General features: G+C 70.9%; 19 protein-coding genes. 9 read left to right on the plus strand and 10 right to left on the minus strand.

From position 1 onward, the window contains the following. Nucleotides 1–108 precede the first annotated feature (108 nt). Together ABTX18_RS22760 and ABTX18_RS22765 are read left to right on the plus strand one after the other, a co-directional pair. Complete coding sequence (locus ABTX18_RS22760) at nucleotides 109–684, plus strand: hypothetical protein (RefSeq protein WP_352124561.1); 576 nt, start codon at nucleotides 109–111, stop codon at nucleotides 682–684. After that, the gene (locus ABTX18_RS22765; RefSeq protein WP_352124562.1) at nucleotides 681–1,250 is read left to right on the plus strand and encodes a hypothetical protein; all 570 of its coding nucleotides are present in this window, start codon (nucleotides 681–683) and stop codon (nucleotides 1,248–1,250) included. The genes ABTX18_RS22760 and ABTX18_RS22765 overlap by 4 nt, the downstream gene beginning before the upstream one ends. 194 nt (nucleotides 1,251–1,444) lie before the next feature. On the opposite strand, the gene ABTX18_RS22770 is transcribed toward ABTX18_RS22765, so the two are convergent. The 4 genes from ABTX18_RS22770 to modA form a co-directional block, all read right to left on the minus strand. Next, on the minus strand, nucleotides 1,445–2,245 hold the full coding sequence (locus ABTX18_RS22770; RefSeq protein WP_352124563.1) for a tyrosine-protein phosphatase: 801 nt from the start codon (nucleotides 2,243–2,245) through the stop codon (nucleotides 1,445–1,447). Nucleotides 2,246–2,542: 297 nt separating this feature from the next. Next, nucleotides 2,543–2,866, minus strand: a complete 324-nt coding sequence (locus tag ABTX18_RS22775; protein ID WP_352124564.1) for an SHOCT domain-containing protein — start codon at nucleotides 2,864–2,866, stop codon at nucleotides 2,543–2,545. A gap of 53 nt (nucleotides 2,867–2,919) precedes the next feature. Continuing rightward, complete coding sequence (locus ABTX18_RS22780; protein ID WP_352124565.1) at nucleotides 2,920–3,348, minus strand: DUF6325 family protein; 429 nt, start codon at nucleotides 3,346–3,348, stop codon at nucleotides 2,920–2,922. Nucleotides 3,349–3,447: 99 nt separating this feature from the next. Next, on the minus strand, nucleotides 3,448–4,239 hold the full coding sequence (modA, locus tag ABTX18_RS22785; RefSeq protein WP_352124566.1) for a molybdate ABC transporter substrate-binding protein: 792 nt from the start codon (nucleotides 4,237–4,239) through the stop codon (nucleotides 3,448–3,450). 299 nt (nucleotides 4,240–4,538) lie between these two features. On the opposite strand from modA, the gene mutA reads away from it, so the two are divergent. The 4 genes from mutA (at nucleotide 4,539) to rho (ending at nucleotide 11,151) form a co-directional block, all read left to right on the plus strand. Beyond that, on the plus strand, nucleotides 4,539–6,398 hold the full coding sequence (gene mutA / locus ABTX18_RS22790) for a methylmalonyl-CoA mutase small subunit (RefSeq protein ID WP_352124567.1): 1,860 nt from the start codon (nucleotides 4,539–4,541) through the stop codon (nucleotides 6,396–6,398). Continuing rightward, nucleotides 6,398–8,599, plus strand: coding sequence for a methylmalonyl-CoA mutase (scpA, locus tag ABTX18_RS22795; protein WP_352124568.1), 2,202 nt, complete (start codon nucleotides 6,398–6,400; stop codon nucleotides 8,597–8,599). Before mutA ends, scpA begins: the two co-directional genes overlap by 1 nt. 12 nt (nucleotides 8,600–8,611) lie before the next feature. After that, a complete protein-coding gene (meaB, locus tag ABTX18_RS22800) occupies nucleotides 8,612–9,616 on the plus strand; it encodes a methylmalonyl Co-A mutase-associated GTPase MeaB (RefSeq protein ID WP_352124569.1) in 1,005 nt (334 codons plus the stop codon). A gap of 389 nt (nucleotides 9,617–10,005) precedes the next feature. After that, nucleotides 10,006–11,151: a transcription termination factor Rho gene (gene rho, locus ABTX18_RS22805; RefSeq protein WP_352124570.1), complete on the plus strand. Its 1,146-nt coding sequence runs from the start codon at nucleotides 10,006–10,008 to the stop codon at nucleotides 11,149–11,151. 17 nt (nucleotides 11,152–11,168) lie between these two features. On the opposite strand, the gene ABTX18_RS22810 is transcribed toward rho, so the two are convergent. From ABTX18_RS22810 to ABTX18_RS22825, 4 genes are all read right to left on the minus strand, one after another. Further along, nucleotides 11,169–12,533: an NAD(P)/FAD-dependent oxidoreductase gene (locus ABTX18_RS22810; RefSeq protein WP_352124571.1), complete on the minus strand. Its 1,365-nt coding sequence runs from the start codon at nucleotides 12,531–12,533 to the stop codon at nucleotides 11,169–11,171. Between the two features lie 134 nt (nucleotides 12,534–12,667). Beyond that, a complete protein-coding gene (locus ABTX18_RS22815) occupies nucleotides 12,668–13,012 on the minus strand; it encodes a hypothetical protein (protein WP_352124572.1) in 345 nt (114 codons plus the stop codon). A gap of 29 nt (nucleotides 13,013–13,041) precedes the next feature. Beyond that, nucleotides 13,042–14,772, minus strand: coding sequence for an aa3-type cytochrome oxidase subunit I (gene ctaD / locus ABTX18_RS22820; RefSeq protein WP_352124573.1), 1,731 nt, complete (start codon nucleotides 14,770–14,772; stop codon nucleotides 13,042–13,044). A 318-nt stretch (nucleotides 14,773–15,090) separates the two neighbouring features. After that, a complete protein-coding gene (locus tag ABTX18_RS22825; protein ID WP_352124574.1) occupies nucleotides 15,091–17,313 on the minus strand; it encodes an NADP-dependent isocitrate dehydrogenase in 2,223 nt (740 codons plus the stop codon). 160 nt (nucleotides 17,314–17,473) lie between these two features. Here ABTX18_RS22825 and ABTX18_RS22830 point away from each other — a divergent pair, with 160 nt between their 5' ends. Then, entirely contained in the window at nucleotides 17,474–17,974 is a 501-nt protein-coding gene (locus tag ABTX18_RS22830) for a tetratricopeptide repeat protein (protein ID WP_352124575.1), read from the plus strand. Between the two features lie 6 nt (nucleotides 17,975–17,980). Here the strand turns inward: ABTX18_RS22830 and ABTX18_RS22835 are convergent, their stop codons facing one another. Together ABTX18_RS22835 and ABTX18_RS22840 are read right to left on the minus strand one after the other, a co-directional pair. After that, nucleotides 17,981–19,030 (minus strand): glutathione S-transferase family protein, encoded by a 1,050-nt coding sequence (locus ABTX18_RS22835; protein ID WP_352124576.1) that lies wholly within the window; start codon nucleotides 19,028–19,030, stop codon nucleotides 17,981–17,983. After that, a complete protein-coding gene (locus ABTX18_RS22840) occupies nucleotides 19,027–20,547 on the minus strand; it encodes an MFS transporter (protein ID WP_352124577.1) in 1,521 nt (506 codons plus the stop codon). Before ABTX18_RS22840 ends, ABTX18_RS22835 begins: the two co-directional genes overlap by 4 nt. 141 nt (nucleotides 20,548–20,688) lie before the next feature. Between ABTX18_RS22840 and ABTX18_RS22845 the strand changes: the two genes are divergently transcribed. Both ABTX18_RS22845 and ABTX18_RS22850 read left to right on the plus strand, forming a co-directional pair. Continuing rightward, a complete protein-coding gene (locus tag ABTX18_RS22845; protein ID WP_352124578.1) occupies nucleotides 20,689–21,084 on the plus strand; it encodes a TOBE domain-containing protein in 396 nt (131 codons plus the stop codon). 126 nt (nucleotides 21,085–21,210) lie between these two features. Further along, nucleotides 21,211–23,139: an ABC transporter permease gene (locus ABTX18_RS22850; protein ID WP_352124579.1), complete on the plus strand. Its 1,929-nt coding sequence runs from the start codon at nucleotides 21,211–21,213 to the stop codon at nucleotides 23,137–23,139. Nucleotides 23,140–23,171: the final 32 nt, after the last annotated feature.

Below are 23,171 nucleotides of genomic sequence, written 5' to 3' on the forward strand. Positions count from 1 at the left end.
TACACGAGCACCACGCCCGGCCGATACGACGCCGGGGCGCGACCCGAAAGGGATGGTGAGAGTGGAACACAGCCACACGTGGACCGAGAACCGGCAGGAGCAGTGACCATGACGACCGTAGTGATCATCGTCGCGCTCGCCCTCGTGGCGGCCTGCGCACTGGCCTTCCTCTACGCCCGGCAGAGGGGCGGACACGGGATCCGGCGCCGCTTCGGCCCCGAGTACGACCGGACCGTCGCGCGCCACGACGGCGATGCGAAGGCCGCCGAACGCGAGCTGCACGAGCGACTGAAGAGGCACGGTTCCCTGCACGAGCGGCCGTTGACACCCGAAGCGCGCGAGCAGTACGCGGAGCGCTGGACGCGGATCGAGGGCGGCTTCGTCGACGCGCCCCAGCAGTCGGTCGCCGAGGCGGACGCGCTGCTGGCGGAATTGGCGCGCGATCTGGGCTTCCCCGACGGCAGGGACTTCGGTGAACAGAGCGCAGCGCTCTCGGTTCACCACGCCGAGCACGTCAACGGCTATCGCCGGGTACACGCTGCCAAGAAGGGCGACGGCGGCACGGAGGACATGCGGGAGGCGCTGCTGGAGGCCCGCGGCCTGTTCGACGTGCTCGTCTCGAACGGCACGGACCAGCCGGTTCGGCGGCACCCTCACCACGCGGAAGGAAGTGGCAAGGCATGACGCACGACATCGGTTCCACACCTCGCATCCCCACCGAAGTCCCCGAGGCAGCGAGGAAGCCGCAGGCCGCCGCCCCCGGGCGTTCGACGGACCTGGGCACGACGGACAGCCACGCAGCGGACGCCGGTTTCACCGGCACTGGAGCAAAAGGCACCGCGCGGAAGCCCGATGACGCCCCGGCCGGGAAGCCGCGGACCAAGGACCCCGCCGCGGCCTCGCTGCACGGCGACGGTGCGCCGGGGGAACCTGCATCGGGCGGTCGGCCGTCCGCCGCCGGGGAAAGCACACCCGGCGCGACCCCCCTCTTCCCGGACGGCGACCGCGACCAGCTCTCCCAGCGCCTCCAGCACGCGGTGAGCGAGTTCGTCGAGAGCCCCCGCCGGGCGGTCGAGGAAGCCGAGAGCACGTTCGACACCGTTGTCGACGGCCTCACGAACGCGCTCAAGGAGCACCGGCGCACACTCGCGACCGCCGGACGGGACGGCGAACCCGGCATGCGGACCGAGGAACTGCGCGTCACGCTGCAGCACTACCGCGACCTCACCGAGCGGCTGCTGAAGGTGTGAGGCGGGCAGTCGCCCACCGTGTACCTGCCGGCGGACGCGTCACGCGTGGCTCCGCCCTTCGCCTCTCCTGCGTAACGGCCTTCTGCCGCCGGTACACACGTACCGGCGGCAGAAGGCCGTCCGTGGTCACTGGCTCTGGGCGTGCCGTATCGCGGGGCGCCCCGCCCGGCTCGCCGGTGGGCCGCCGATTCAGGTCACTGGGCGCACACCACGAGTTCGCCGCGCAGCCGCCGCAGTGCGGCTTCGGGGATGCGCAGGCCGTCGCGTGCGTACCCGTCGATCCCTCCCCAGCGCTCGTCCATCGCGTCCAGCGCCGTGTTCAGGTAGCGGGGCCGGACCTCGATGATCGCGGAGGCGATGTCCGGGTCGCCGCCAGCGTCCAGGTAGCTCTGCACGGAGGGCCGGAAGGCGACCCGCATGACCGGGTTCACCGCGAGGAACTCCGTCATGACGACATCCCGTGAGGCGCCGAGGAGGAGCAGCAGCAGGGCCGCCGCCCAGCCGGCGCGGTCCTTGCCCGTGGTGCAGTGGAAGAGCACCGGGCGCGCGGCCTCGTCGGCGGCCGTCTCCAGGAAGGCCCGGTAGGCGGCTGCGGCACGCGGCGAGAGCACCACCTGCCGGTACGTCTCCGCGAACATCCCCTCGGCCTTTCCGCCCCCGAGCAGCCGCTCGGCCTCGACGGGATCGGCCAGCAGGGCCCGCAGCCGGGCCGGCGCCACGCCCGGATCGTCGCCGAGCACGTCGGCGACGAACAACCGGGCACCCGGCGGCAGTCGGTCGGGAGCCGAGGCCCGTTCCTCGGCGGTCCGCAGGTCGACGACCGTACGGATCCCGAGCTCGGCCATCACCGCGTCCTGCGCGGGATCGGGCCCGCTGAGCTGGCCGGAGCGCAGGATCACCCCTGGTCGCACCTGCCGGCCGGGCCCGAGGGGGATGCCCCCCAGATCCCGCAGGCTGAGAACAGACGCTGCCGGGGCGGCCCTGACGGTTTCCACGATGAAAATCCTCTTTTCCCGACACGGGTCCGAATTGATTTCGGCCTGGCCGGATCAAAAGTCGCATGATGTCGGGATATCGACAAAGTAAAACGCCGGTGATCAACGACCGGTCGCGCCGGACAGGCAGGCAGGAAGGCGCGGAGTGCCGCACGGCCCGAAAGCGCGCCGGGGCCGCTCCGGACGCGGCGGGTCGCCGGTTGCGGCGCCGAGGGTGAGCCCGCCAACCGGCGGGAAACTGCGGGGTGCGTACACCCATCTGCTCCGGGCAGGCCTGCTGCCGCCCTGCCGAGGCGGTCAGTCCGCCAGGAGCTTCGCCTTCTGGGCCTCGAACTCGGCGCTGGTCAGAATGCCCTGCTTCTTCAGCTCAGCCAGGCGTTCCAGCCGACTGATCACATCGTCGACGGGCGGCTCGGCACCCTGCCCGCCGACCGCCCGCTGCTGGTCGGCCTGGAGCTGCGCCTGCTGACGCATCTGCTCGTCAGCCATCTGCTCCGCGTCGCTCTCGGCGAACCGCGCCTGCTGCCGGCGCTGGACGCGGCCGCTGACCGCCGAGGCGGTGCCCGCGACGACCGCCGTGCGCGCCATCGACCCGAGCAGGCCGGGCCCGCCACGGTTCATTCCAGGTCCTCGAAAGATCGGCATGCCGTACGCCTTTCCGGTGCGGTGCGTTGTCAGCGTGCGGAAGCGGCGGCCGACACGGCGGCCTCCGCAACGTCTGCGGGAATCCGCTCATGGGCGACGAGCAGGCCACCCGACGCACGGACGGCCTCGGTGAGAGGCAGCGCCCAGAGGTCTTCCCAGACGATCAGCGCGGCGGAACTGCCGGGCGGCACGCTCTCGCCCAGGGCCCTGATGTCGTCACTGTTCAGAAGGCCCGTGACCTCACCCTCGACCGGCTCGAAGGAGATCAGGTCGTCGGGGTCGAGGTCCTCGAGTTCGATGGTCTCGAGCGCGCCGTCCTCGGTCCGGTAGACGAAGGTGAGGTCGAGGATGCGCACCGCCTTCGACGCCACCGCTTCGGCCAGCGCCGGCGCGATGGCACCGGTGAACCGGCTGCCGGGGAAGGCGACGACGAGGTACTCCACGGGTCCCACAGCCACGGGCGTGTCCTCTCCGAAAGGATGAAGTGCCAGCAGCATAACTTCGGACATTTAACGCCGCACTGCGGCAAATCCGACCGCCCGGATGATCCGCGCCGGTTACGGCTGCTGGAATCCGGCCGCTGCGAGGATCTTCTGGGCTTCGGCAGTGGTCAGCCACTTGACGAAGGCGGCCGCGGCTTCGCTGTTTCCGGAGCTCTTGAGGGTGGCCGCGGGGTAGGAGGCGAGGGCGTTCTGCCCGTCGGGGATGGTGACGGCGTCCACCTTGCCGGTCGCGATGGCCGCGTCCGTCTTGTAGACGATGCCGGCGTCGGCCTCACCGAGTGCGACCTTGCTGAGGACGGCGCGGACGTCCGGCTCCTCGGAGACGGGCTCGACCGTGAGCCCCTGCGCGTCCAGTACCTGTGTGCTGTAGCGGCCGACCGGTACCTCGGAAGCGGCGAGAACGACCTTCAGCCCGGTGTCCGTCAGGTCCTTCAGGCCCCGGATTCCCTTGGGGTTGCCCTCACCCGTGGCGATGACGAGGCGGTTTTTGGCAATGACGGCCGGGGTGCCGGTCTCCGACGCCAGACCGTCCATCGTCCTGGTGTCCGCCGTGACCAGCGCGTCGGCGGGCGCGCCCTGCTTCACCTGGGCGGCAAGTTGCTGCGACCCCGCGAAGGAGAACGTCAGCTCCGTGCCGGGGTGCCCCTTCTCGTACGCCGCCCCCGCGGTCCGGAACACATCGGTGAGCGAGGCCGCGGCCAGGACGGTCAGCTTCACCTTCGACGGACCCCCCGCGCTCCCGTCGGCCCCCGCCGCCGTGTCGTCACTGCCGCAGGCGGCGAGCGGCAGCAGCAGGGCGGCGGTGACGGCCGCGGCAGCCGTGCGTCCGGTGAGGCTGAGTGACATCTGAGCGGGACTCCTTCGGACGTACTGCGCGGACATCGGAGAGGTCATCGACGCGGCCCTCGCACCGGAGCGGAGCAGATGGGACGCATGTGCCAAACGATATGGGTCCTCCTCTGGCATCTGCAAGGACAACGAGGGATCTGTAGAGCAAGTGCCGGACCCGCTGGAGGAACCACCAAGACCGCTGCCCTCCCGGCCCGGCTACGCGACCGTACGTAAAGGATCAAGTGCGGTGGGAGAGGGCAAGGTCACAGGCCGAGCCTCTGCTGCTCATCTGAGACGTGTCCTAGCATCTGGGCATGACGGTCCAGCCTGCTGACGGGCTTTCGTTGGCCGCCGAATTCCCTGACCCCTCCCACGAGCAGTGGCAGAGCCTTGTCGAAGGTGTGCTGCGCAAGTCGGGCAAGGACGTTTCGGGTTCGGCCGCCGAGGAAGCACTGTCCACCACGGTCGAGGACGGGCTCATTACGCGCCCCCTCTACACCTCGCGCGACGACGCGCCCGACGCCGGCCTCCCGGGCTTCGCCCCGTTCACCCGCGGCGGTACGCCGCAGGGGAATGCGGCGGGGGGCTGGGGCGTACGGCAGCGGCACGCCTTGACGGATCCGGTCCGGCTCAACGAGGCCCTGCTCGCAGACCTTACGAGCGGCGCCACCTCCTTGTGGCTGGCCGTCGGGGATCCCAGGGGTGTGCCGGTCTCCGGTCTGGCACGGGCGCTGGAGGGCGTCCACCTGGACCTGGCACCGCTCGTGCTCGACGCCGGGGACGAGCTCGACGCCGCCGCCACGGAATTGCTGCGGCTCCACGAGGAGCGTGGCGTACCGGCGGACGCGGTACGCGGCAGCCTCGGGGCCGACCCGCTGGGGCAGGCCGCCCGCAGCGGCGACGAGGCGGACCTGGCGTCCGCCGTCCGCTGGGCGAAGCACTGTGCGGCCGGGTTCCCCGGGCTGCGGGCGCTGACCGTGGACGCGCTGCCGTACCACGAGGCCGGTGGCTCGGCAGCCCAGGAACTGGGCAGTTCGCTGGCCACGGGCGTCGCCTATCTGCGTGCTCTGACCGACGCGGGGCTCGGCGTCGAGGAGGCCTGCGCGCAGCTGGAGTTCCGGTACGCGGCCACCGCCGACCAGTTCCTGACGATCGCCAAGCTGCGCGCCGCGCGCCGGCTGTGGGCGCGGGTCGCCGAGGCCTGCGGGGCGCCGGAGGCCGGGACGCAGCGCCAGCACGCGGTGACGTCGCCGGTGATGATGACGCGGCGTGATCCGTGGGTGAACATGCTGCGGACCACGCTGGCCTGTCTGGGCGCGGGCGTCGGCGGCGCCGACGCGGTGACCGTGCTGCCCTTCGACCACGCGCTGGGCCTCCCGGACGCGTTCGCCCGGCGCATCGCCCGCAACACGTCGACGATCCTCCTGGAGGAGTCCCATCTGGCCCGGGTCATCGACCCTGCGGGTGGTTCCTGGTACGTGGAGCGGCTGACGGACGAACTCGCGGAGGCCGCCTGGAGGTTCTTCCAGGAGATCGAGCGGGCCGGCGGTCACGCCGCGGCGCTCGCTTCGGGCCTGGTCGCCGAGCGCATCGCGGCCACCTGGGCGGCCCGTAGCAAGGATCTGGCCCGGCGCAAGGAACCCATCACCGGCGTCAGCGAGTTCCCTCATCTGGCGGAGCGCACGGTGGAGCGCGAACCGGTGCCACCGGCCGCGACACGCGGCGGCGGCCTTCCGGTGGTCCGCCGCGACGAGGCCTTCGAGGCGCTGCGGGCCCGTTCGGACGCCCACCTGGCGGCGACCGGCGCCCGGCCGCGGGTGCTCCTCGCCGCACTGGGCCCCGCCGCCGCACACACCGCGCGCGCCTCGTTCGCCGCGAACCTGTTCCGGGCGGGCGGCATCGAAACCGTGCACGACCCGGTGCAGGTCGACGCCTCGTCGGCCGCCGAGGCTCTCGAGGCCGCGGGAACGGACGTGGTCTGTCTGTGTTCCAGTGACGCGCTCTACGCCGAACACGCCGGTGAGGTCGCCGAGGCGCTCGTCGCGGCCGGGGCGCAGCGGGTGTACCTGGCGGGGCGGCCCGCCGCGTACCCGGCTGTCGACGCGTACGTCTTCGCCGGATGTGACGTGGTGGCCGTGCTCTCTTCCGTTCTCGACCGTATGGGTGTGGCGTAATGCGGATCCCCGACTTCTCCGACATCGAGCTCGGGCCGGGCGGCGGCGCCGAGGTGACCGAGGACCAGTGGCGTGCCGCGGTCAAGGAGTCCTCCGGGGGCTCCGACGGCGACCTTCTGTGGGAGACCCCGGAGGGCATCGCGGTCAAGCCGCTGTATACCGGCCAGGACCTGGAGGGGATCGACTTCCTCAGTACGTACCCAGGGGTGGCTCCGTATCTGCGCGGTCCTTACCCGACCATGTACGTCAACCAGCCGTGGACGATCCGGCAGTACGCGGGTTTCTCCACCGCCGAGGAGTCCAACGCCTTCTACCGCCGTAACCTCGCGGCGGGGCAGAAGGGGCTCTCGGTCGCCTTCGACCTGCCGACCCACCGCGGCTACGACAGCGACCACCCCCGGGTGACCGGTGACGTCGGCATGGCGGGCGTGGCGATCGACTCGATCTACGACATGCGGCAGCTGTTCGACGGCATCCCGCTCGACAAGATGTCCGTGTCGATGACGATGAACGGCGCGGTGCTGCCTGTCCTCGCGCTGTACATCGTGGCCGCCGAGGAACAGGGCGTGGCGCCCGAGAAGCTGGCCGGGACCATTCAGAACGACATTCTGAAGGAGTTCATGGTCCGCAACACCTACATCTATCCGCCGAAGCCCTCGATGCGGATCATCTCCGACATCTTCTCGTACACCTCGCAGAAGATGCCCCGGTACAACTCGATCTCCATCTCCGGGTATCACATCCAGGAGGCCGGGGCCACGGCCGATCTGGAGCTGGCCTACACCCTGGCCGACGGGGTCGAGTACCTGCGGGCCGGGCAGGCGGTCGGGCTCGACGTCGACGCGTTCGCACCGCGCCTTTCCTTCTTCTGGGGGATCGGCATGAACTTCTTCATGGAGATCGCGAAGCTCCGGGCGGCCCGGCTGCTCTGGGCCAAGCTCGTCAGGGAGTTCGAGCCGAAGAACGCCAAGTCCCTTTCCCTTCGCACCCATTCGCAGACCTCCGGGTGGTCGCTGACCGCGCAGGACGTGTTCAACAACGTTACGCGCACCTGTGTCGAGGCGATGGCCGCGACCCAGGGCCACACCCAGTCGCTGCACACCAACGCCCTCGACGAAGCCCTCGCCCTGCCGACGGACTTCTCGGCGCGCATCGCCCGCAACACCCAGCTCCTGCTCCAGCAGGAGTCCGGCACGGGCCGGGTCATCGACCCGTGGGGCGGCAGCGCGTACGTGGAGAAGCTGACGTACGACCTGGCGCGGCGGGCCTGGCAGCACATCGAGGAGGTCGAGGCCGCGGGCGGCATGGCCAAGGCGATCGACGCCGGCATTCCCAAGCTGCGCATCGAGGAGGCGGCCGCCCGTACCCAGGCGCGCATCGACTCCGGGCGCCAGCCCGTCATCGGCGTCAACAAGTACCGCGTGGAGACCGACGAGAAGATCGACGTCCTCAAGGTCGACAACTCCTCGGTGCGCACGCAGCAGATCGAGAAGCTGCGCCGGCTGCGCGAGGAACGTGACGAGCAGGCTTGCCAGGACGCGCTGCGCGCGCTGACGGCGGCGGCCCGGCGGGAGCCGGGCCCCGGACTCGAAGGCAATCTGCTGGCGCTGGCGGTCGACGCGGCGCGTGCGATGGCGACCGTGGGCGAGATCTCGGACGCCCTGGAGAAGGTGTACGGCCGGCACGCGGGCCAGATCCGTACGATCTCCGGTGTGTACCGCAACGAGGCAGGCCAGTCGCCGTCCGTGGACCGCACCCGCGCGCTGGTCGACGCGTTCGAGGAGGCGGAGGGACGCCGTCCGCGGATCCTGGTCGCCAAGATGGGCCAGGACGGGCACGACCGCGGCCAGAAGGTCATCGCGACCGCCTTCGCCGACCTGGGCTTCGACGTGGACGTCGGCCCGCTGTTCCAGACGCCGGGCGAGGTCGCCCGCCAGGCGGTCGAGGCGGACGTGCACATCGTGGGCGTCTCCTCGCTGGCCGCAGGACACCTCACGCTCGTCCCCGCGCTCCGCGCGGAACTCGCGGCCGAGGGCCGCGAGGACATCATGATCGTGGTGGGCGGGGTGATTCCGCCGCAGGACATCGACGCGCTGCACGAGGCGGGCGCGGCGGCGGTGTTCCCGCCGGGAACGGTGATCCCGGACGCGGCCCACGATCTGGTGACGCGACTGGGCGCCTCGCTCGGTCACGAGCTGTGAGCCGCTGAACCGATGCCTCCGAAGATCGATCTCGACAGCTATGTGAAGGGGGTACTCGACGGGAAGCGGGCGCACATCGCGCGCGCCATCACCCTCGTCGAGTCCACCCGTCCCGACCACCGGGCGCTGGCCCAGCAGTTGCTGCGCGAGCTCCTGCCGCACTCGGGCAACGCCCGGCGCATCGGTATCAGCGGGGTGCCCGGCGTCGGCAAGTCCACGTTCATCGACGCGCTCGGCACGATGCTCACCGGGCTCGGACACCGGGTCGCGGTGCTCGCCGTGGACCCGTCCTCCAGCCGTACCGGCGGCTCCATCCTGGGTGACAAGACCAGGATGGAGCGGCTCGCGGTGGACCCGGCCGCGTTCGTACGGCCCTCCCCCACCGCCGGCACGCTGGGCGGAGTAGCGAAGGCGACCCGCGAGTCCGTCGTGGTGATGGAGGCGGCCGGCTACGACGTGGTGCTGGTGGAGACGGTCGGCGTCGGCCAGTCGGAGACCGCGGTCGCCAACATGGTCGACACGTTTCTGCTGCTGACGCTGGCCCGCACCGGGGACCAGCTCCAGGGCATCAAGAAGGGCGTGCTGGAACTCGCGGATGCCATCGCGGTGAACAAGGCCGACGGCCCGCACGAGCGCGACGCCCGCTCCGCGGCGCGTGAACTGGCGGGCGCGCTGCGGCTGATGCACCCCGCGGACGCGGCCTGGACCCCACCGGTGCTGACGTGCAGCGCCCGGGAGTCCAGCGGCCTGGACACCTTGTGGGAACGGCTGGAACAGCACCGGACCCTGCTGGAGTCGACCGGTCGGCTCGCGGCCAAGCGCAGTGAGCAGCAGGTCGACTGGACGTGGACGATGGTGCGCGACGACCTGCTGGACAGCCTGCGCGCACACCCCGGAGTGCGCGCGCTCGCGCCGGACCTCGAACTGCGCGTACGGGAGGGCTCGTTGCCCGCCACGCTGGCCGCGGAGCAGATCCTGGAGGTCTTCCGGGGGAAGATGCCCGACGCCCGGGCGTGAGGAACGTCGGACGTCGAGCCGGTACGCGCGCGAGCGGCGTGCCGGCTCGCGTCCGAACGCGTCACCGGTGGCGGTACGGCCCCGCGGAGCCGTGACCCGCAGCACATCGGCCACCCGGGCACGCCAGCCGTGCTACATTGCCATCGGTACCTGTGTACGCCTCTCTCTCGTAGAGGCTGTTTCCTGTTCAGGCTGCGGTACCGATTCACCTCACCACGCTGATGCGCCCGTCGTTTTCGACCCGGCGATCCAGCTTCCTCGCATTACTTCTTTCAGTCCGGTCCGGGCTCTCCCACCGGTCTTTCCCTGCCCGTCGTCCGGGGCGTGAGTTCTCCGCCCCGTCCCAGCCGGGCCCCTTCATTCGCATGTCCGCGAAAGGACCACCCCGCATGACCACCACACTCGAACACCCCGTCACCACCGCCTCCCGGCCTGCCGCCACGGCCGCCGCCGGCATCCTCGACCTCACGCAGCAGGGGCACGGTTCTCTGCGCTCGACGGCCGGCCATCCGGCGCCCGGGGACGTACAGGTCTCCGCGGCACTCGTCCGCCGGTACGGCCTGCGCAAGGGCGATGCCGTCGAGGGCGTCTGCGAGCGGCGCGGTGTCCTCGGCGCCGTCGTCCGCGTCAACGGGCTCGCCCCGCAGTCGCTGCGCGGCCGCCCGCACTTTCGCGACCTCACCCCGCTCCACCCCCGGCAGCGACTGCGCCTGGAGACACCGTCCGGCGGCCCCTCGACGCGTATCGTCGATCTCGTCGCCCCGATCGGCAAGGGACAGCGCGGGCTGATCGTCGCTCCGCCCAGGACCGGAAAGACGGTCCTCCTCCAGCAGATCGCGGCCGCCGTCGCCGAGAACCACCCCGAGTCCCATCTGATGGTGGTGCTCCTCGACGAACGGCCCGAGGAGGTCACCGACATGCGCCGCTCGGTACGCGGCGAGGTCTACGCCTCGACGTTCGACCGGCCCGCCAGGGAACACATCACCCTCGCGGATCTCGCCCTCGAACGCGCCAAGAGGCTGGTCGAGCAGGGCCGCGACGTCGTCATCCTGCTGGACTCGCTCACCCGGCTCTGCCGCGCCCACAACAACGCCGCGGGCAACGGCGGGCGCACCCTCAGCGGCGGTGTGGACGCCGCCGCGCTGACCGGTCCCAAGCGGCTCTTCGGGGCCGCCCGCCTCACCGAGGAGGCCGGCTCCCTGACCATTCTGGCCACGGCGCTCGTCGACACCGGCTCCCGGGCGGACGAGTACTTCTTCGAGGAGCTGAAGGGCACCGGCAACATGGAGCTCCGGCTCGACCGCTCACTGGCCGAGAAGCGCATCCACCCCGCGGTGAACATCGCCGCGTCAGGCACCCGTCGCGACGAACTCCTCGTGTCCGCTGACGAGTTGACGGCGGTACGGGGACTGCGCCGGGCCCTGCACTCCAGGGACGCGCAGACCTCGCTGGAGACGCTGCTGGACCGGGTCCGCAAGACCGGGGACAACGCCGCCTTCCTGCGCCTGATCCGCACCACCGTACCGTCGGCCTGAGAGGGCCCGGCGCCGGATCACCTCATCCGGGCGTTCAGGGACGCGGTGTGCTCACGGACCTGGTCCGGCGAGAGATAGCTGTCCGTGTACTCGAAGTCCCGCAGTGTCGCGGGCTTGCGGGCCTGGAATCCCGTACGGACGAAGTCGTCGCCCGCCGCCGCGTTGATCAGCCAGTTGGCCATGACGCGCGCCTTCGCCACATTGGTCCGCAGCGCCGACCAGTGGTAGCCGCGGGCCACGGCCTGGGCGGTGATCCCGTGCATTTCGATGCCGAGGGGCTTGGAGACGGCGTCCTTGCCGCCGAGGTCCACGACGAGTCCGAGATCCTTGTGGACGTACGGCCGCGTCGGCTGGTGCCGGAGCGTCGCCAGCAGGTTGTCGGCGAGCCTGCGGCCCTGGCGCATGGCGTGCTGGGCCGTCGGCGGGCATACCGCGCCGTCCCCCTTGACGAGGTCCGGCACGGCCGCCACGTCGCCGAGGGCGAACATGCCGTCGAATCCGGGCAGGCTCATCTCGGGAGTGACCGCCAGCCTGCCGCGTACCGTCTCCGCGTCGAAGGTGGAGACGAGCGGACTCGCGGCGACGCCCGCCGTCCAGATCAGCGTGCGGCAGGGCAGTTCCCTGCCGTCGGTGAACTTCACCTTCTCCGGGCCCGCCTCGGCGATCGAGACGCCCAGCGACACCTCGATGCCGCGCTCCCGCAGTACCTTCAGCGCGCTCTGCCCGAGCTTGTCGCCCAGTTCGGGCATCAGCTTCGGGGCGATGTCGATCAGGTGCCACTTGATCAGTTTCGGGTCGAGGCGCGGATAGTGACGCACTGCGCTGCTGGTGAGGCGCTGCAGACAGGCCGCAGTCTCGGTGCCCGCGTATCCGCCGCCGACCACCACGAACTGCAGCCGGGAAGCCCGCTCCTCCTCGTCGCCGCTGGCGTCCGCGAGGTCGAGCTGGGCGATCACGTGGTCCCGTACGTAGGCCGCCTCGGCCAGTGTCTTCATGCCGCGGGCGTTGTCGAGCAGCCCGGGGATGTCGAACGTGCGGGTGACGCTGCCCGGGCTGAGCACGATGTAGTCGTACGGCTCGTAGACCACCTCGTCCGTGATCTTGCGGACGACACAGACCTTCGCCTTGGGGTCCACTCCGATCGCCCCGCCGGGAATGATGCGGGTGCGGTGCCGGCTGCTCCGTCGCAGTGACACCGCGACCGACTGCGGGGTGAGGACGCCGGAGGCGACCTGGGGCAGCAGGGGCAGGTAGAGCTGGTACGAGAACGGGGCGACGAGCACGATGTCCGCTTCACCCGGGCGGAGCCCGCGCTCCAGACGGCGTACGCACTCGACCCCGGCAAATCCGGCTCCGACAACGAGAATCCTGGGTCGTGCCACAGTGTTCGTCCCTTCTCGGGGTCTGCACGGTCGTCCGTTCGCCTGCCCCGTCACACGCGCCCGTCACCTCTCATCTTTACGAAGCGGGCGCGAGTCCGCCTGCTGGGACGGCGGAACGGACGACCTCGGCCGGGTCATCTGGCCAGGTACGTCCAGGCGGTGCAGGCGCCTCCTGCCGTGCTCGCGAGCACGGCGGCGGCGACGCAGCGCGCCCTGAGCCTGCGGTAGCGCTCGCTGTACTCGGCGCGCAGTTCGGCGGCGCGGGCCGAGACGCGCACGAGCATCGCCCGCGAGGCGGCGGCCCGGTCGGCCGTGTAGACGCGCTCCACGTCCTCGCGCTGGGCCGTCGTCAGCCACGGCAGCTGGTCCGTGAAACGACGGGCGCGCCTGCGCGCCTGTGCGATCTCGGCGTTCCACAGCAGGTAGCCCTCCATCTGGGCCAGGCCGCGCGCGCTGTCCTTTTCGGGATCGGTACCCATGCGCCTCTCCTCTCCCCCGGCCCTCCTGCTCATGCCTGCTTGTCCCCCGGTGCCACCGTCACGGAGCGGTCGGGGCGGGTGGCGGCCTCCTCGAGCTCACGTACGGCCGGGTGGTGGAGGTCGAAGGCCGGGGATTCGGAACGGATCCGGGGCATGGTGACGAAGTTGTGCCGCGGCGGCGGGCACGAGGTCGCCCACTCCAGCGAACGGCCGTAGCCCCACGGGTCGTCGGCCTCGACCAGCTTTCCGTACTTCGCCGTCTTCCATACGTTGTAGAGGAACGGCAGCATCGAGAGGCCGAGCAGGAACGAGGAGATCGACGAGATCGTGTTCAGCGCGGTGAAACCGTCCGCGGCCAGGTAGTCCGCGTAACGACGCGGCATGCCCTCGGCGCCCAGCCAGTGCTGCACCAGGAACGTGCCGTGGAACCCGACGAACAGCGTCCAGAAGGTCATCTTCCCGAGCCGCTCGTCCAGCATCTTGCCGGTGAACTTGGGCCACCAGAAGTGGAATCCGGCGAACATGGCGAACACCACGGTGCCGAAGACGACGTAGTGGAAGTGCGCGACCACGAAGTACGAGTCGGAGACGTGGAAGTCCAGCGGCGGCGAGGCCAGGATGATTCCGGTCAGACCGCCGAAGAGGAACGTCACGAGGAATCCGGTGGACCAGAGCATCGGCGTCTCGAAGGACAGCGAGCCCTTCCACATCGTGCCGATCCAGTTGAAGAACTTCACCCCGGTGGGCACCGCGATGAGGAACGTCATGAAGGAGAAGAACGGCAGCAGCACCGCACCGGTGACGAACATGTGGTGCGCCCACACGGTGACCGAGAGACCGGCGATGGAGATCGTCGCGGCCACGAGACCGATGTAGCCGAACACCGGTTTACGGCTGAAGACGGGAATGATCTCCGTGACGATCCCGAAGAACGGGAGCGCGATGATGTACACCTCCGGATGCCCGAAGAACCAGAAGAGGTGCTGCCACAGGATCGGGCCGCCGTTGGCCGCGTCGAAGACGTGGGCACCGAACTTCCGGTCGGCCTCGAGCGCCAGGAGCGCCGCGGCGAGCACCGGGAAGGCCAGCAGGACCAGCACAGCGGTCAGCAGGACGTTCCAGGTGAAGATCGGCATGCGGAACATCGTCATGCCGGGTGCGCGCATGCAGATGATCGTGGTGATGAAGTTGACCGAGCCGAGGATCGTGCCGAAGCCGGAGAAGGCCAGCCCCATGATCCACAGGTCACCACCGACCCCCGCGGAGCGCACGGAGTCCGTCAGCGGGGAGTAGGCGAACCAGCCGAAGTCGGCCGCGCCGTTCGGGGTGAGGAAGCCGGCCACCGCGATGAGGGAGCCGAAGAGGTACAGCCAGTACGCGAACATGTTCAGTCGCGGGAACGCCACATCGGGCGCACCGATCTGCAGCGGCATGATCCAGTTGGTGAACCCGGCGAACAGCGGCGTCGCGAACATCAGCAGCATGATCGTGCCGTGCATCGTGAACGCCTGGTTGAACTGCTCGTTCGACATGATCTGCGTGCCCGGACGGGCCAGCTCGGCCCGCATGAAGAGCGCCAGCACCCCGCCGAAGATGAAGAACCCGAACGACGTGATCAGGTACAGCGAGCCGATCGTCTTGTGGTCGGTGGTGGTCAGCCACTTGACGACGACGTTTCCCGGCTCCCTGCTGTGTACCGGAAGTTCGTTGGCGTACGACTCCTCTTCGTCCGTCGGCCCTGTTGTTCCCGTCGTCGTCACTGGGACGCTCCTTCGGTTGTCATCCGCGGGTGGACTGCGCACCCGGCGTTGCGCCGCTCCAGCGGAGTCGGCCGAACGGCCCTTCCCGCGCGCCGCGCGTGTTTCCGGTTGCAGCAAACCAGCCACGGTCCGTCCGGGCGCGGCCCGGCACCCGTCACGGCGTCACTTTCACCCGTCAGGGTGTCCCCAGGTCCACCCCGGCCTTCTCACGCGCGAGGATGACGAAACAGCTCCGCCCCGGTCGACGGAAGGCCGGCCGGGGCGGAGCTGTCACAAGGTGCGGGCGGGAAGAGGAGCGGGCCCCGCGCCCGGATCACCTCAGGCGAGGCTCGCGATCGCCTGGTTGAACGTGGCCGACGGGCGCATGATGGCCGCCGCCTTGGCCGGGTCGGGCTGGTAGTAGCCGCCGATGTCGGCCGGCTCGCCCTGGACGGCGATCAGCTCGCCGACGATGGTCTGCTCCTGCTCGGCCAGCGTCTTGGCGAGCGGGGCGAACGCCGTCGCGAGCTCGGCGTCGGCGTTCTGCTGCGCCAGCTCCTGGGCCCAGTACAGGGCGAGGTAGAAGTGGCTGCCGCGGTTGTCGATGCCGCCGAGCTTGCGGCTGGGCGACTTGTCCTCGTTGAGGAACGTGGCGGTGGCCCGGTCCAGCGTGTCGGCGAGGACCTGGGCGCGCGCGTTGTCCGTGGTCTGCGCGAGGTGCTCGAAGCTGACGGCGAGGGCGAGGAACTCGCCCAGGCTGTCCCAGCGGAGGTAGTTCTCCTTGACGAGCTGCTGGACGTGCTTGGGCGCGGAGCCGCCGGCGCCCGTCTCGAACAGGCCGCCGCCGTTCATCAGGGGCACGACGGAGAGCATCTTCGCGCTGGTGCCGAGTTCCAGGATCGGGAACAGGTCGGTGAGGTAGTCACGCAGCACGTTGCCGGTCACCGAGATGGTGTCCTCGCCGCGGCGGATGCGCTCGAGCGAGAAGGCGGTGGCCTTCTCCGGGGTGAGGATCTCGATCTGCAGACCGTCGGTGTCGTGGTCGGCCAGGTACGTCCTGACCTTCTTGATGAGCTCGGCGTCGTGCGCGCGGTCCTCGTCGAGCCAGAACACGGCCGGGTTGCCGGTCGCGCGGGCGCGGGTGACGGCGAGCTTGACCCAGTCCTGGATCGGCAGGTCCTTGGTCTGGCACATCCGGAAGATGTCACCGGCGCCCACGGCCTGCTCCAGGACGGTGTTGCCGGCGGTGTCGACGACCCGCACCGTGCCCGTGGCGGGGATCTCGAAGGTCTTGTCGTGGCTGCCGTACTCCTCGGCCTTCTGCGCCATCAGGCCGACGTTGGGCACCGAGCCCATGGTCGACGGGTCGAAGGCGCCGTGCGCACGGCAGTCGTCGATGACGACCTGGTAGACACCGGCGTAGCTGCTGTCCGGCAGGACGGCGATGGTGTCGGCCTCCTGGCCGTCCGGGCCCCACATGTGGCCGGAGGTGCGGATCATGGCCGGCATGGAGGCGTCGACGATGACGTCGCTGGGGACGTGCAGGTTGGTGATGCCCTTGTCCGAGTCGACCATCGCCAGGGCGGGGCCCTCGGCGAGCTCGGCCTCGAAGGAGGCCTTGATCTCGGCTCCGACGTGAGGCACCGAGTCGAGGCCCTTGAGGATCCCGCCGAGGCCGTCGTTCGGGGTGAGGCCCGCGGCGGCGAGGACGTCGCCGTACTTGGCGAAGGTGTTCGGGAAGAAGGCGCGGACCACGTGGCCGAAGATGATCGGGTCGGAGACCTTCATCATCGTGGCCTTGAGGTGGACGGAGAACAGCACGTCCTCGGACTTGGCCCGGGCGATCTGTGCGGTGAAGAACTCACGCAGCGCGGCGACGCGCATGACGGCCGCGTCCACGACCTCGCCGGCCAGCACGGGTACGGACTCGCGGAGCACCGTGGTGGTGCCGTCGTCGCCCACGAGCTCGATGCGCAGCGAGCCGGGCTCGGCGATCACGGCGGACTTCTCGGTGGAGCGGAAGTCGTCGACGCCCATGGTGGCGACGTTCGTCTTCGAGTCGGCCGTCCAGGCACCCATGCGGTGCGGGTGGTTCTTGGCGTAGTTCTTGACCGACGCGGGGGCGCGGCGGTCGGAGTTGCCCTCACGCAGGACCGGGTTGACCGCGCTGCCCTTGATCTTGTCGTAGCGGGCGCGGACGTCCTTGTCCGCGTCGCTCTGCGGGTCGTCCGGGTAGTCCGGAAGCGCGTAGCCCTGCCCCTGCAGCTCTGCGATCGCGGCCTTCAGCTGCGGGATCGAGGCCGAGACGTTCGGCAGCTTGATGATGTTGGCACCGGGGGTGGTGGCCAGCGCGCCCAGCTCGGCGAGAGCGTCGTCGATGCGCTGGTTCTCCTCGAGGTGGTCGGGGAAACTGGCGATGATCCGGCCCGCCAGGGAGATGTCACGGCTCTCCACGGTGACCCCGGCCTTCGAGGCATAGGCCTCGACCACGGGCAGGAACGAATACGTCGCCAGGGCCGGGGCCTCGTCGGTGTGTGTATAGATGATGGTCGAGTCAGTCACCCTGTGCTCCGCTCCACGTCTGCAACATTGCTTGACATCAAGATATCTCGTGATCGCGCACGACTCGACAGGGCCCTGCCCCGGCCCGCCCGGAACCGGCCGTACCGCCGCCGCACGGCGCATTTGCTGTCGCCGGCCGGCCATGGCAGCGTGCGGCGGCATGGAAAAGGACACCGAACGCGACGAAGCACTGGCGGAGGCGGTACGGCTGCGCGAGGAGCGGACGCCCCAGGCGCACGAGCGGCTGCTGAGCCTGGCCGCCGGCCGCCCCGGCCACGCCGGGATCGCCTACCAGACGGCGTGGGCACATGACTCCCTCGGCCTGGAGGCGCAGGCAGTGCCGTTCTACGAGCGGGCACTGGACGGCACGGGACTCGCGGCCGAGGACCGTCACGGAGCCTTCCTGGGACTGGGCAGCACCTTGCGCGTCCTGGGGCGCTACGAGGAGGCGCGCGCCGTGCTCGACAGCGGACTGGCGGAGTTCACGGAGGATGCCGCCCTGCGCACCTTCCTCGCCATGACGCTGTACAACCTCGGCGAGGCACGGGAGGCCGTGGGCACGCTGCTCAAGGTGACGGCGGCCACAGCCGCGGACCCCCGGGTCCGTGCGTACGGCCGGGCGATCGAGCACTATGCCGACCGCCTGGACGAGACGGTGTAGGCCCGCTCAGGGCCGGTGCCGCGGCGGGACCTGTTCGCCCGCCGGAACGGGGCCGGGCGGGGTGCCGTCGCCGAACGGCCGGCCGCCGAGCTGCTCGCGGTGGTGAGGGGTCAGGAACCCGGAGAGATCGGGCCCGACGGGCACGATGCCGGTGGGGTTGATGCCGGTGTGGACGCGGTAGTAGTGCTGCTTGATGTGGTGGAAGTCGACCGTGTCCCCGAATCCCGGGGTCTGGTAGAGGTCCCTGGTGTACGCCCACAGGACCGGGTCCTCGGCCAGTTTGGTGCGGTTGCACTTGAAGTGGCCGTGGTAGACGGCGTCGAAGCGCACCAGTGTGGTGAAGAAGCGGATGTCGGCCTCGGTGATCGTGTCGCCGACGAGGTAGCGGCGGTCCTTCAGCCGTTCCGACACCTGGTCCAGGCGGCTGAAGAGTGCCTCGTAGGCGTTCTCGTACGCGCTCTGGCTGTCCGCGAACCCGGCCCGGTAGACGCCGTTGTTGATGTCGCGGTAGATCCCGTCCATCACCTCGTCGATCTCTTCGCGGAGCGGCTCCGGGTAGAGGTCGGGTGCTCCGGGGCGGTGCAGCGCGGTCCATTCGGTGGCGAGGTCCAGGGTGATCCGCTGGTAGTCGTTGGTGACCAGCCTGCCGCTCGGGACGTCGACGATCGCGGGGACGCTGACGCCGCCGGGGTAGCCGCGCTCCCTGGCGTCGTACGCCTCGCTCAGATAGCGGATGCCGAGCACCGGGTCCCGGCCGTCCGGGTCCAGGGTGAAGCGCCAGCTGCGGTCGTCCTGCAGCGGATCGGCGACGGCGAGCGACAGGGCGCTCTCCAGCCCCAGCAGCCTGCGGGAGACAAGGGAGCGGCTCGCCCAGGGGCAGGCCCGGCTGACGACGAGGCGGTAGCGGCCCGCCTCGACGGGCCAGCCGTCGCGCCCGTCCGCGGTGATGCGGTCGGCGAAATGGCTCCGGGACCGTTTGAAGGGCTTGTGCCCGTACGAACTGTTGCCGTCCTGTGCGCTGCTGTCGTCCGGTGCCGTGCTGTCCTGGTCGTTCATCGCGTCTCCTTGGGATCGGCCCGTGAGGGAGCGGACTGTTGCTGTGTACGGTTCCTGCCCCGCCGGGTCCCGCGTACGTCGGCCAGCGCCACGAGGAGTCCGGCGAGCACGAACGCGACCGAGACGATGAGCCCGTGGTCGTAGGCGGTGGACCAGGCCGCGGAGCCGGCCTGGGCGAAGAACACCGAGCCGACGGCGGCGATCCCGATCGCGGAACCGACGCGCTGGCCGGTCTGCAGGGTGCCGCCGGCGCTCCCCGCGGTGGCCACCGGCACCTGCGACAGGGTCAGGGTCTGGTTGGGTGCGATGACCAGGCCGCTGCCCAGTCCGGCCACCAGCAGAGGGGCGGCCATCGCCCATCCGGCGCCCCGGCCGGGCACCAGGTGGACGGCGAGCGCGGTGGCCGCCAGTCCGACCGCGACGGTGGACATGCCCGCGACGACGAGCGGACGCCCGTACCGGCCGACCAGTCTGCCGCCGGGTCCCGCGGCGACGGCGGACCCGAGGGCGAACGGGGTGATCGCCAGGCCCGCCTGCAGCGCGGTGTAGTGCAGCCCGCTCTGCAGGTACAGCGTGGTGATGAAGAAGATCGAGGTGAACCCGGCGAAGTACAACAGGACCAGCAGGCAGCCCAGCCAGTAGGAGCGGACCCGGAAGAGTCTGAGGTCGACGACGGGCTGGGTGCCGCGGCGACCGCACCGGGACTCCCAGCCGACGAACGCGGCGAGCAGGACGGCGGCGACCACCAGGAGCAGCCACTTCCCGTTGCCCGGCCACTGATGCGCCTGGACGAAGGGCAGCAGCAGCGCCAGTACCCCTGCGCCCAGCAGCAGGATTCCCAGGGGGTCGAGGTCCCGCAGCCGCACCGGACCCGCGGAGGGGGTGTCCGGGAGCAGCCGCCGGGCCAGCAGGAGACAGACGAGCCCGAGCGGCAGGTTGACGTAGAACACCCAGCGCCAGCCCTCCTCGGCCCCCGCCGCCTGGATGAGCAGCCCGCCGAGCAGCGGGCCGACGGCGGTGGAGATGCCGACCACCGTGCCGAACATGCCGAAGGCCCGGCCCCGCTCGCGGCCCGAGAACATCTGCTGGATGAGAGCGGAGACCTGCGGCGAGACCAGGCCACCGGCCAGCCCCTGGACCAGCCGGGCGACCACCAGCCAGGTACTGGACTGGGCGGCACCGCAGGCCGCTGACGACAGGGTGAAGAGCACCAGCCCGGCCATGAACACCGCGCGGCGCCCCCGCGCGTCACCGAGGCGCCCGGCGGGGATCAGGAAGAGGCCGAAGGCGAGCGCGTATCCCGAGAGCACCCACTGGAGATCGGACTCGGGGGTGTGCAGCCCTTCCCGGATCGAGGGCAGGGCCACATTGACGATGGACACGTCCAGGAGGGTCATGAACCCGGCGACCAGGCAGACCGCGAGCGCCTTCCACCGCCGGGGGTCGGGGGCGTCCGGTCCGGCGACGGAGCCCGTATCCCGCCCCCCGGAACCCCGGTACCCCGCACTCTCAGCCATGGCTCGCACACTAGGGCGCACGCCCCGATTCCTCATCCCGACAGGGCCACCCGGAGCACCGGACGGTGATTTCGGCCACCTGCCAAGAATTCCGCGATAAATGCTTGCAACTGCAACTTTATGGGGCCTAGAGTGCGGCAGATGCAGTCCTACACCATTGGGCAGGCCGCCCGTCTGCTGGGCGTCAGCCCGGACACCGCGCGGCGCTGGGCGGATGCCGGCCGCGTCGCCACCCACCGCGAGGAGGGCGGGCGCCGCCTGATCGACGGCCGCGACCTGGCCGCGTTCTCCGTCGAGGTCGCGCAGAACGGGGCCGGCGACGAGGAGGTCTCGTACACCTCCGCGCGCAACGCCTTCCCGGGCATCGTCACCGCGGTGAAGCTGGGGGACGTGGCGGCGCAGGTGGAGATCCAGGCCGGTCCGCACCGGCTCGTGTCGCTGCTGACCCGGGAAGCCGTCGAGGAGCTCGGTCTCGAGGTCGGCATGACGGCGACCGCCCGGGTGAAGTCGACCAGCGTGCACATCGACCGCACCTGACCCGCGCTGCCGTCCGGCCCACCGCGCGCCACCGTACGCGCACCAGCCCTCCCGTCCGGCCCACCGCGCGCCACCGTACGTACCTCACGGGCGGCGACCCGTCCGCCGAAGCTCCAGGGATCCACGATGAAACGTCTCCGCGGCCGCCCGGCGGGCCCCCGCACGCCCATCGCCCTGGCGATCCCCGCGCTGCTCGCCATCGCCTTCCTGATGATGCCCCTGATCGGGATCCTCGCCCGCACGTCCTGGGGCGACATCGGAGCCCATCTCAGCAGCCCGGGCACGACCGAGGCGCTGCGGCTCTCCCTCGTCGTGTCGTTCTGGTCGCTCGGTCTCTCGCTCGTCCTCGGTGTCCCGCTGGCATGGCTGCTGGCGAGGACCGACTTCCCCGGCAAGGCGTTCGTCCGCTCACTCGTCCTTCTGCCGATGGTGCTGCCACCGACCGTGGGCGGTGTCGCACTCCTGCTGGCCTTCGGCCGCCGCGGTCTCCTCGGCCCGTGGCTGGAGGACACCTTCGGCATCACCCTCCCCTTCCACACCTCCGGTACGGTCCTCGCGGCGACCTTCGTGGCGATGCCGTTCCTGGTCATCAGCCTCGAAGGGGCGCTGGGCGGACTGCACGCGCGGTACGAGGAGACGGCCGCCTCGCTGGGCGCCTCGCCGTTGCGGGTCTTCCTCACGGTGACCCTGCCCATGGTCGCGCCGGGGCTGGCCGCCGGAGCCGCCCTGACCTGGGCCCGGGCACTCGGCGAGTTCGGTGCGACCATCACTTTCGCGGGCAACCTGCCGGGGACCACCCAGACCCTTCCGCTCCAGGTGTACCTGCTGCTCCAGGAGTCCCCCGAGGCCGCCACCTCGGTCTCGCTGCTGCTGCTGGCCCTCGCGATGATGGTGCTGATCGCGCTGCGCGGACGCTGGACGGGAGCGCCGCCCCGCCGCGCCCGCCCTCCGGCACCGGCCACGGAGGAACCGCCGACGTTCATCGCACCGGCGGTCCCCGCCGAGGAGGCGGTACGGGAGGAGTGGCCGCTGCACGCCGAGGTCACCGGGTTCAACCAGCTGACGCTCAGCGCCGGACCCGGCACCACCCTGGCCGTCGTCGGGCCCAACGGCGCGGGCAAGACCACCCTGCTGCGAGCGCTGCTCGGCCTCACGCCACGCTCCCGCGCCCGGCTGCGCCTCGGGGACATCGACGTCAGCGACCTTCCCCCGCACCGGCGCGGCGTCGCCTGGGTGCCGCAGGACGGCGCACTGTTCCCGCACCTGACGGCCCTCGGCAACACGGCGTACGGGCTCCGCGCCCGCGGGGTGCCGCACCGCGAGGCCCGCCGCCGCGCCCAGGAATGGCTGGACCGGCTCGGCGTCGGCCACCTCTCGGCGCGCCGCCCGTCCCAGGTCTCCGGCGGGCAGGCGCAGCGCGTCGCCCTCGCCCGGGCTCTCGCCGCCCGGCCCCGGCTGCTGCTCCTGGACGAGCCGCTCGCCGCACTCGACCAGACCACCCGCGCCCAGGTGCGGCACACGCTGCGCACCCATCTCGACGGCTTCGGGGGCGTCTGTCTGATCGTCACGCACGACCCCGTGGAAGCGGTGTCCCTCGCCGACCGGGTCCTCGTTCTCGCCGACGGCCGGGCCCTGCAGGACGCGCCACCGGCCGAGGTGACCCGTCATCCCCGCTCCCCCTGGGTGGCCCGGATGCTGGGCCGCAACGCCTGGCCGGGCACGGCCACCGCTGAGGGGCTCGACCTGGCCGGCGGCGGCCGGCTCGTCGTGGCCGAACCGCTGCCCGTCGGCACTCCGGCGCTCGCGGTGATCGCGCCGGAAGCCGTCTCCGTGCACCGCGAGAGGCCGGGCGGCAGCCCCCGTAACGTCTGGCCCGGAACGGTCCGGGAGATCACGTCCAGCGGGAGCCGGCTGCGGGTTCTGGTCGCGTCGGACCAGGCCCCGGATCTCGTCGCCGAGATCACTCCGCAGGCCGCCGCCGAACTCGGCCTCGCCGACGGGGTTGCGGTGTGGACCGGCGTCAAGGCCACGGAGGCGACGGTCGTTCCGCTGTGAGGCGGAGGGCGGCCGGCGCCGCCGCAGTCTCC

Source organism: Streptomyces sp. NPDC096323, assembly GCF_040302845.1.
In the GTDB taxonomy this organism is placed as follows: Bacteria; Actinomycetota; Actinomycetes; order Streptomycetales; family Streptomycetaceae; genus Streptomyces.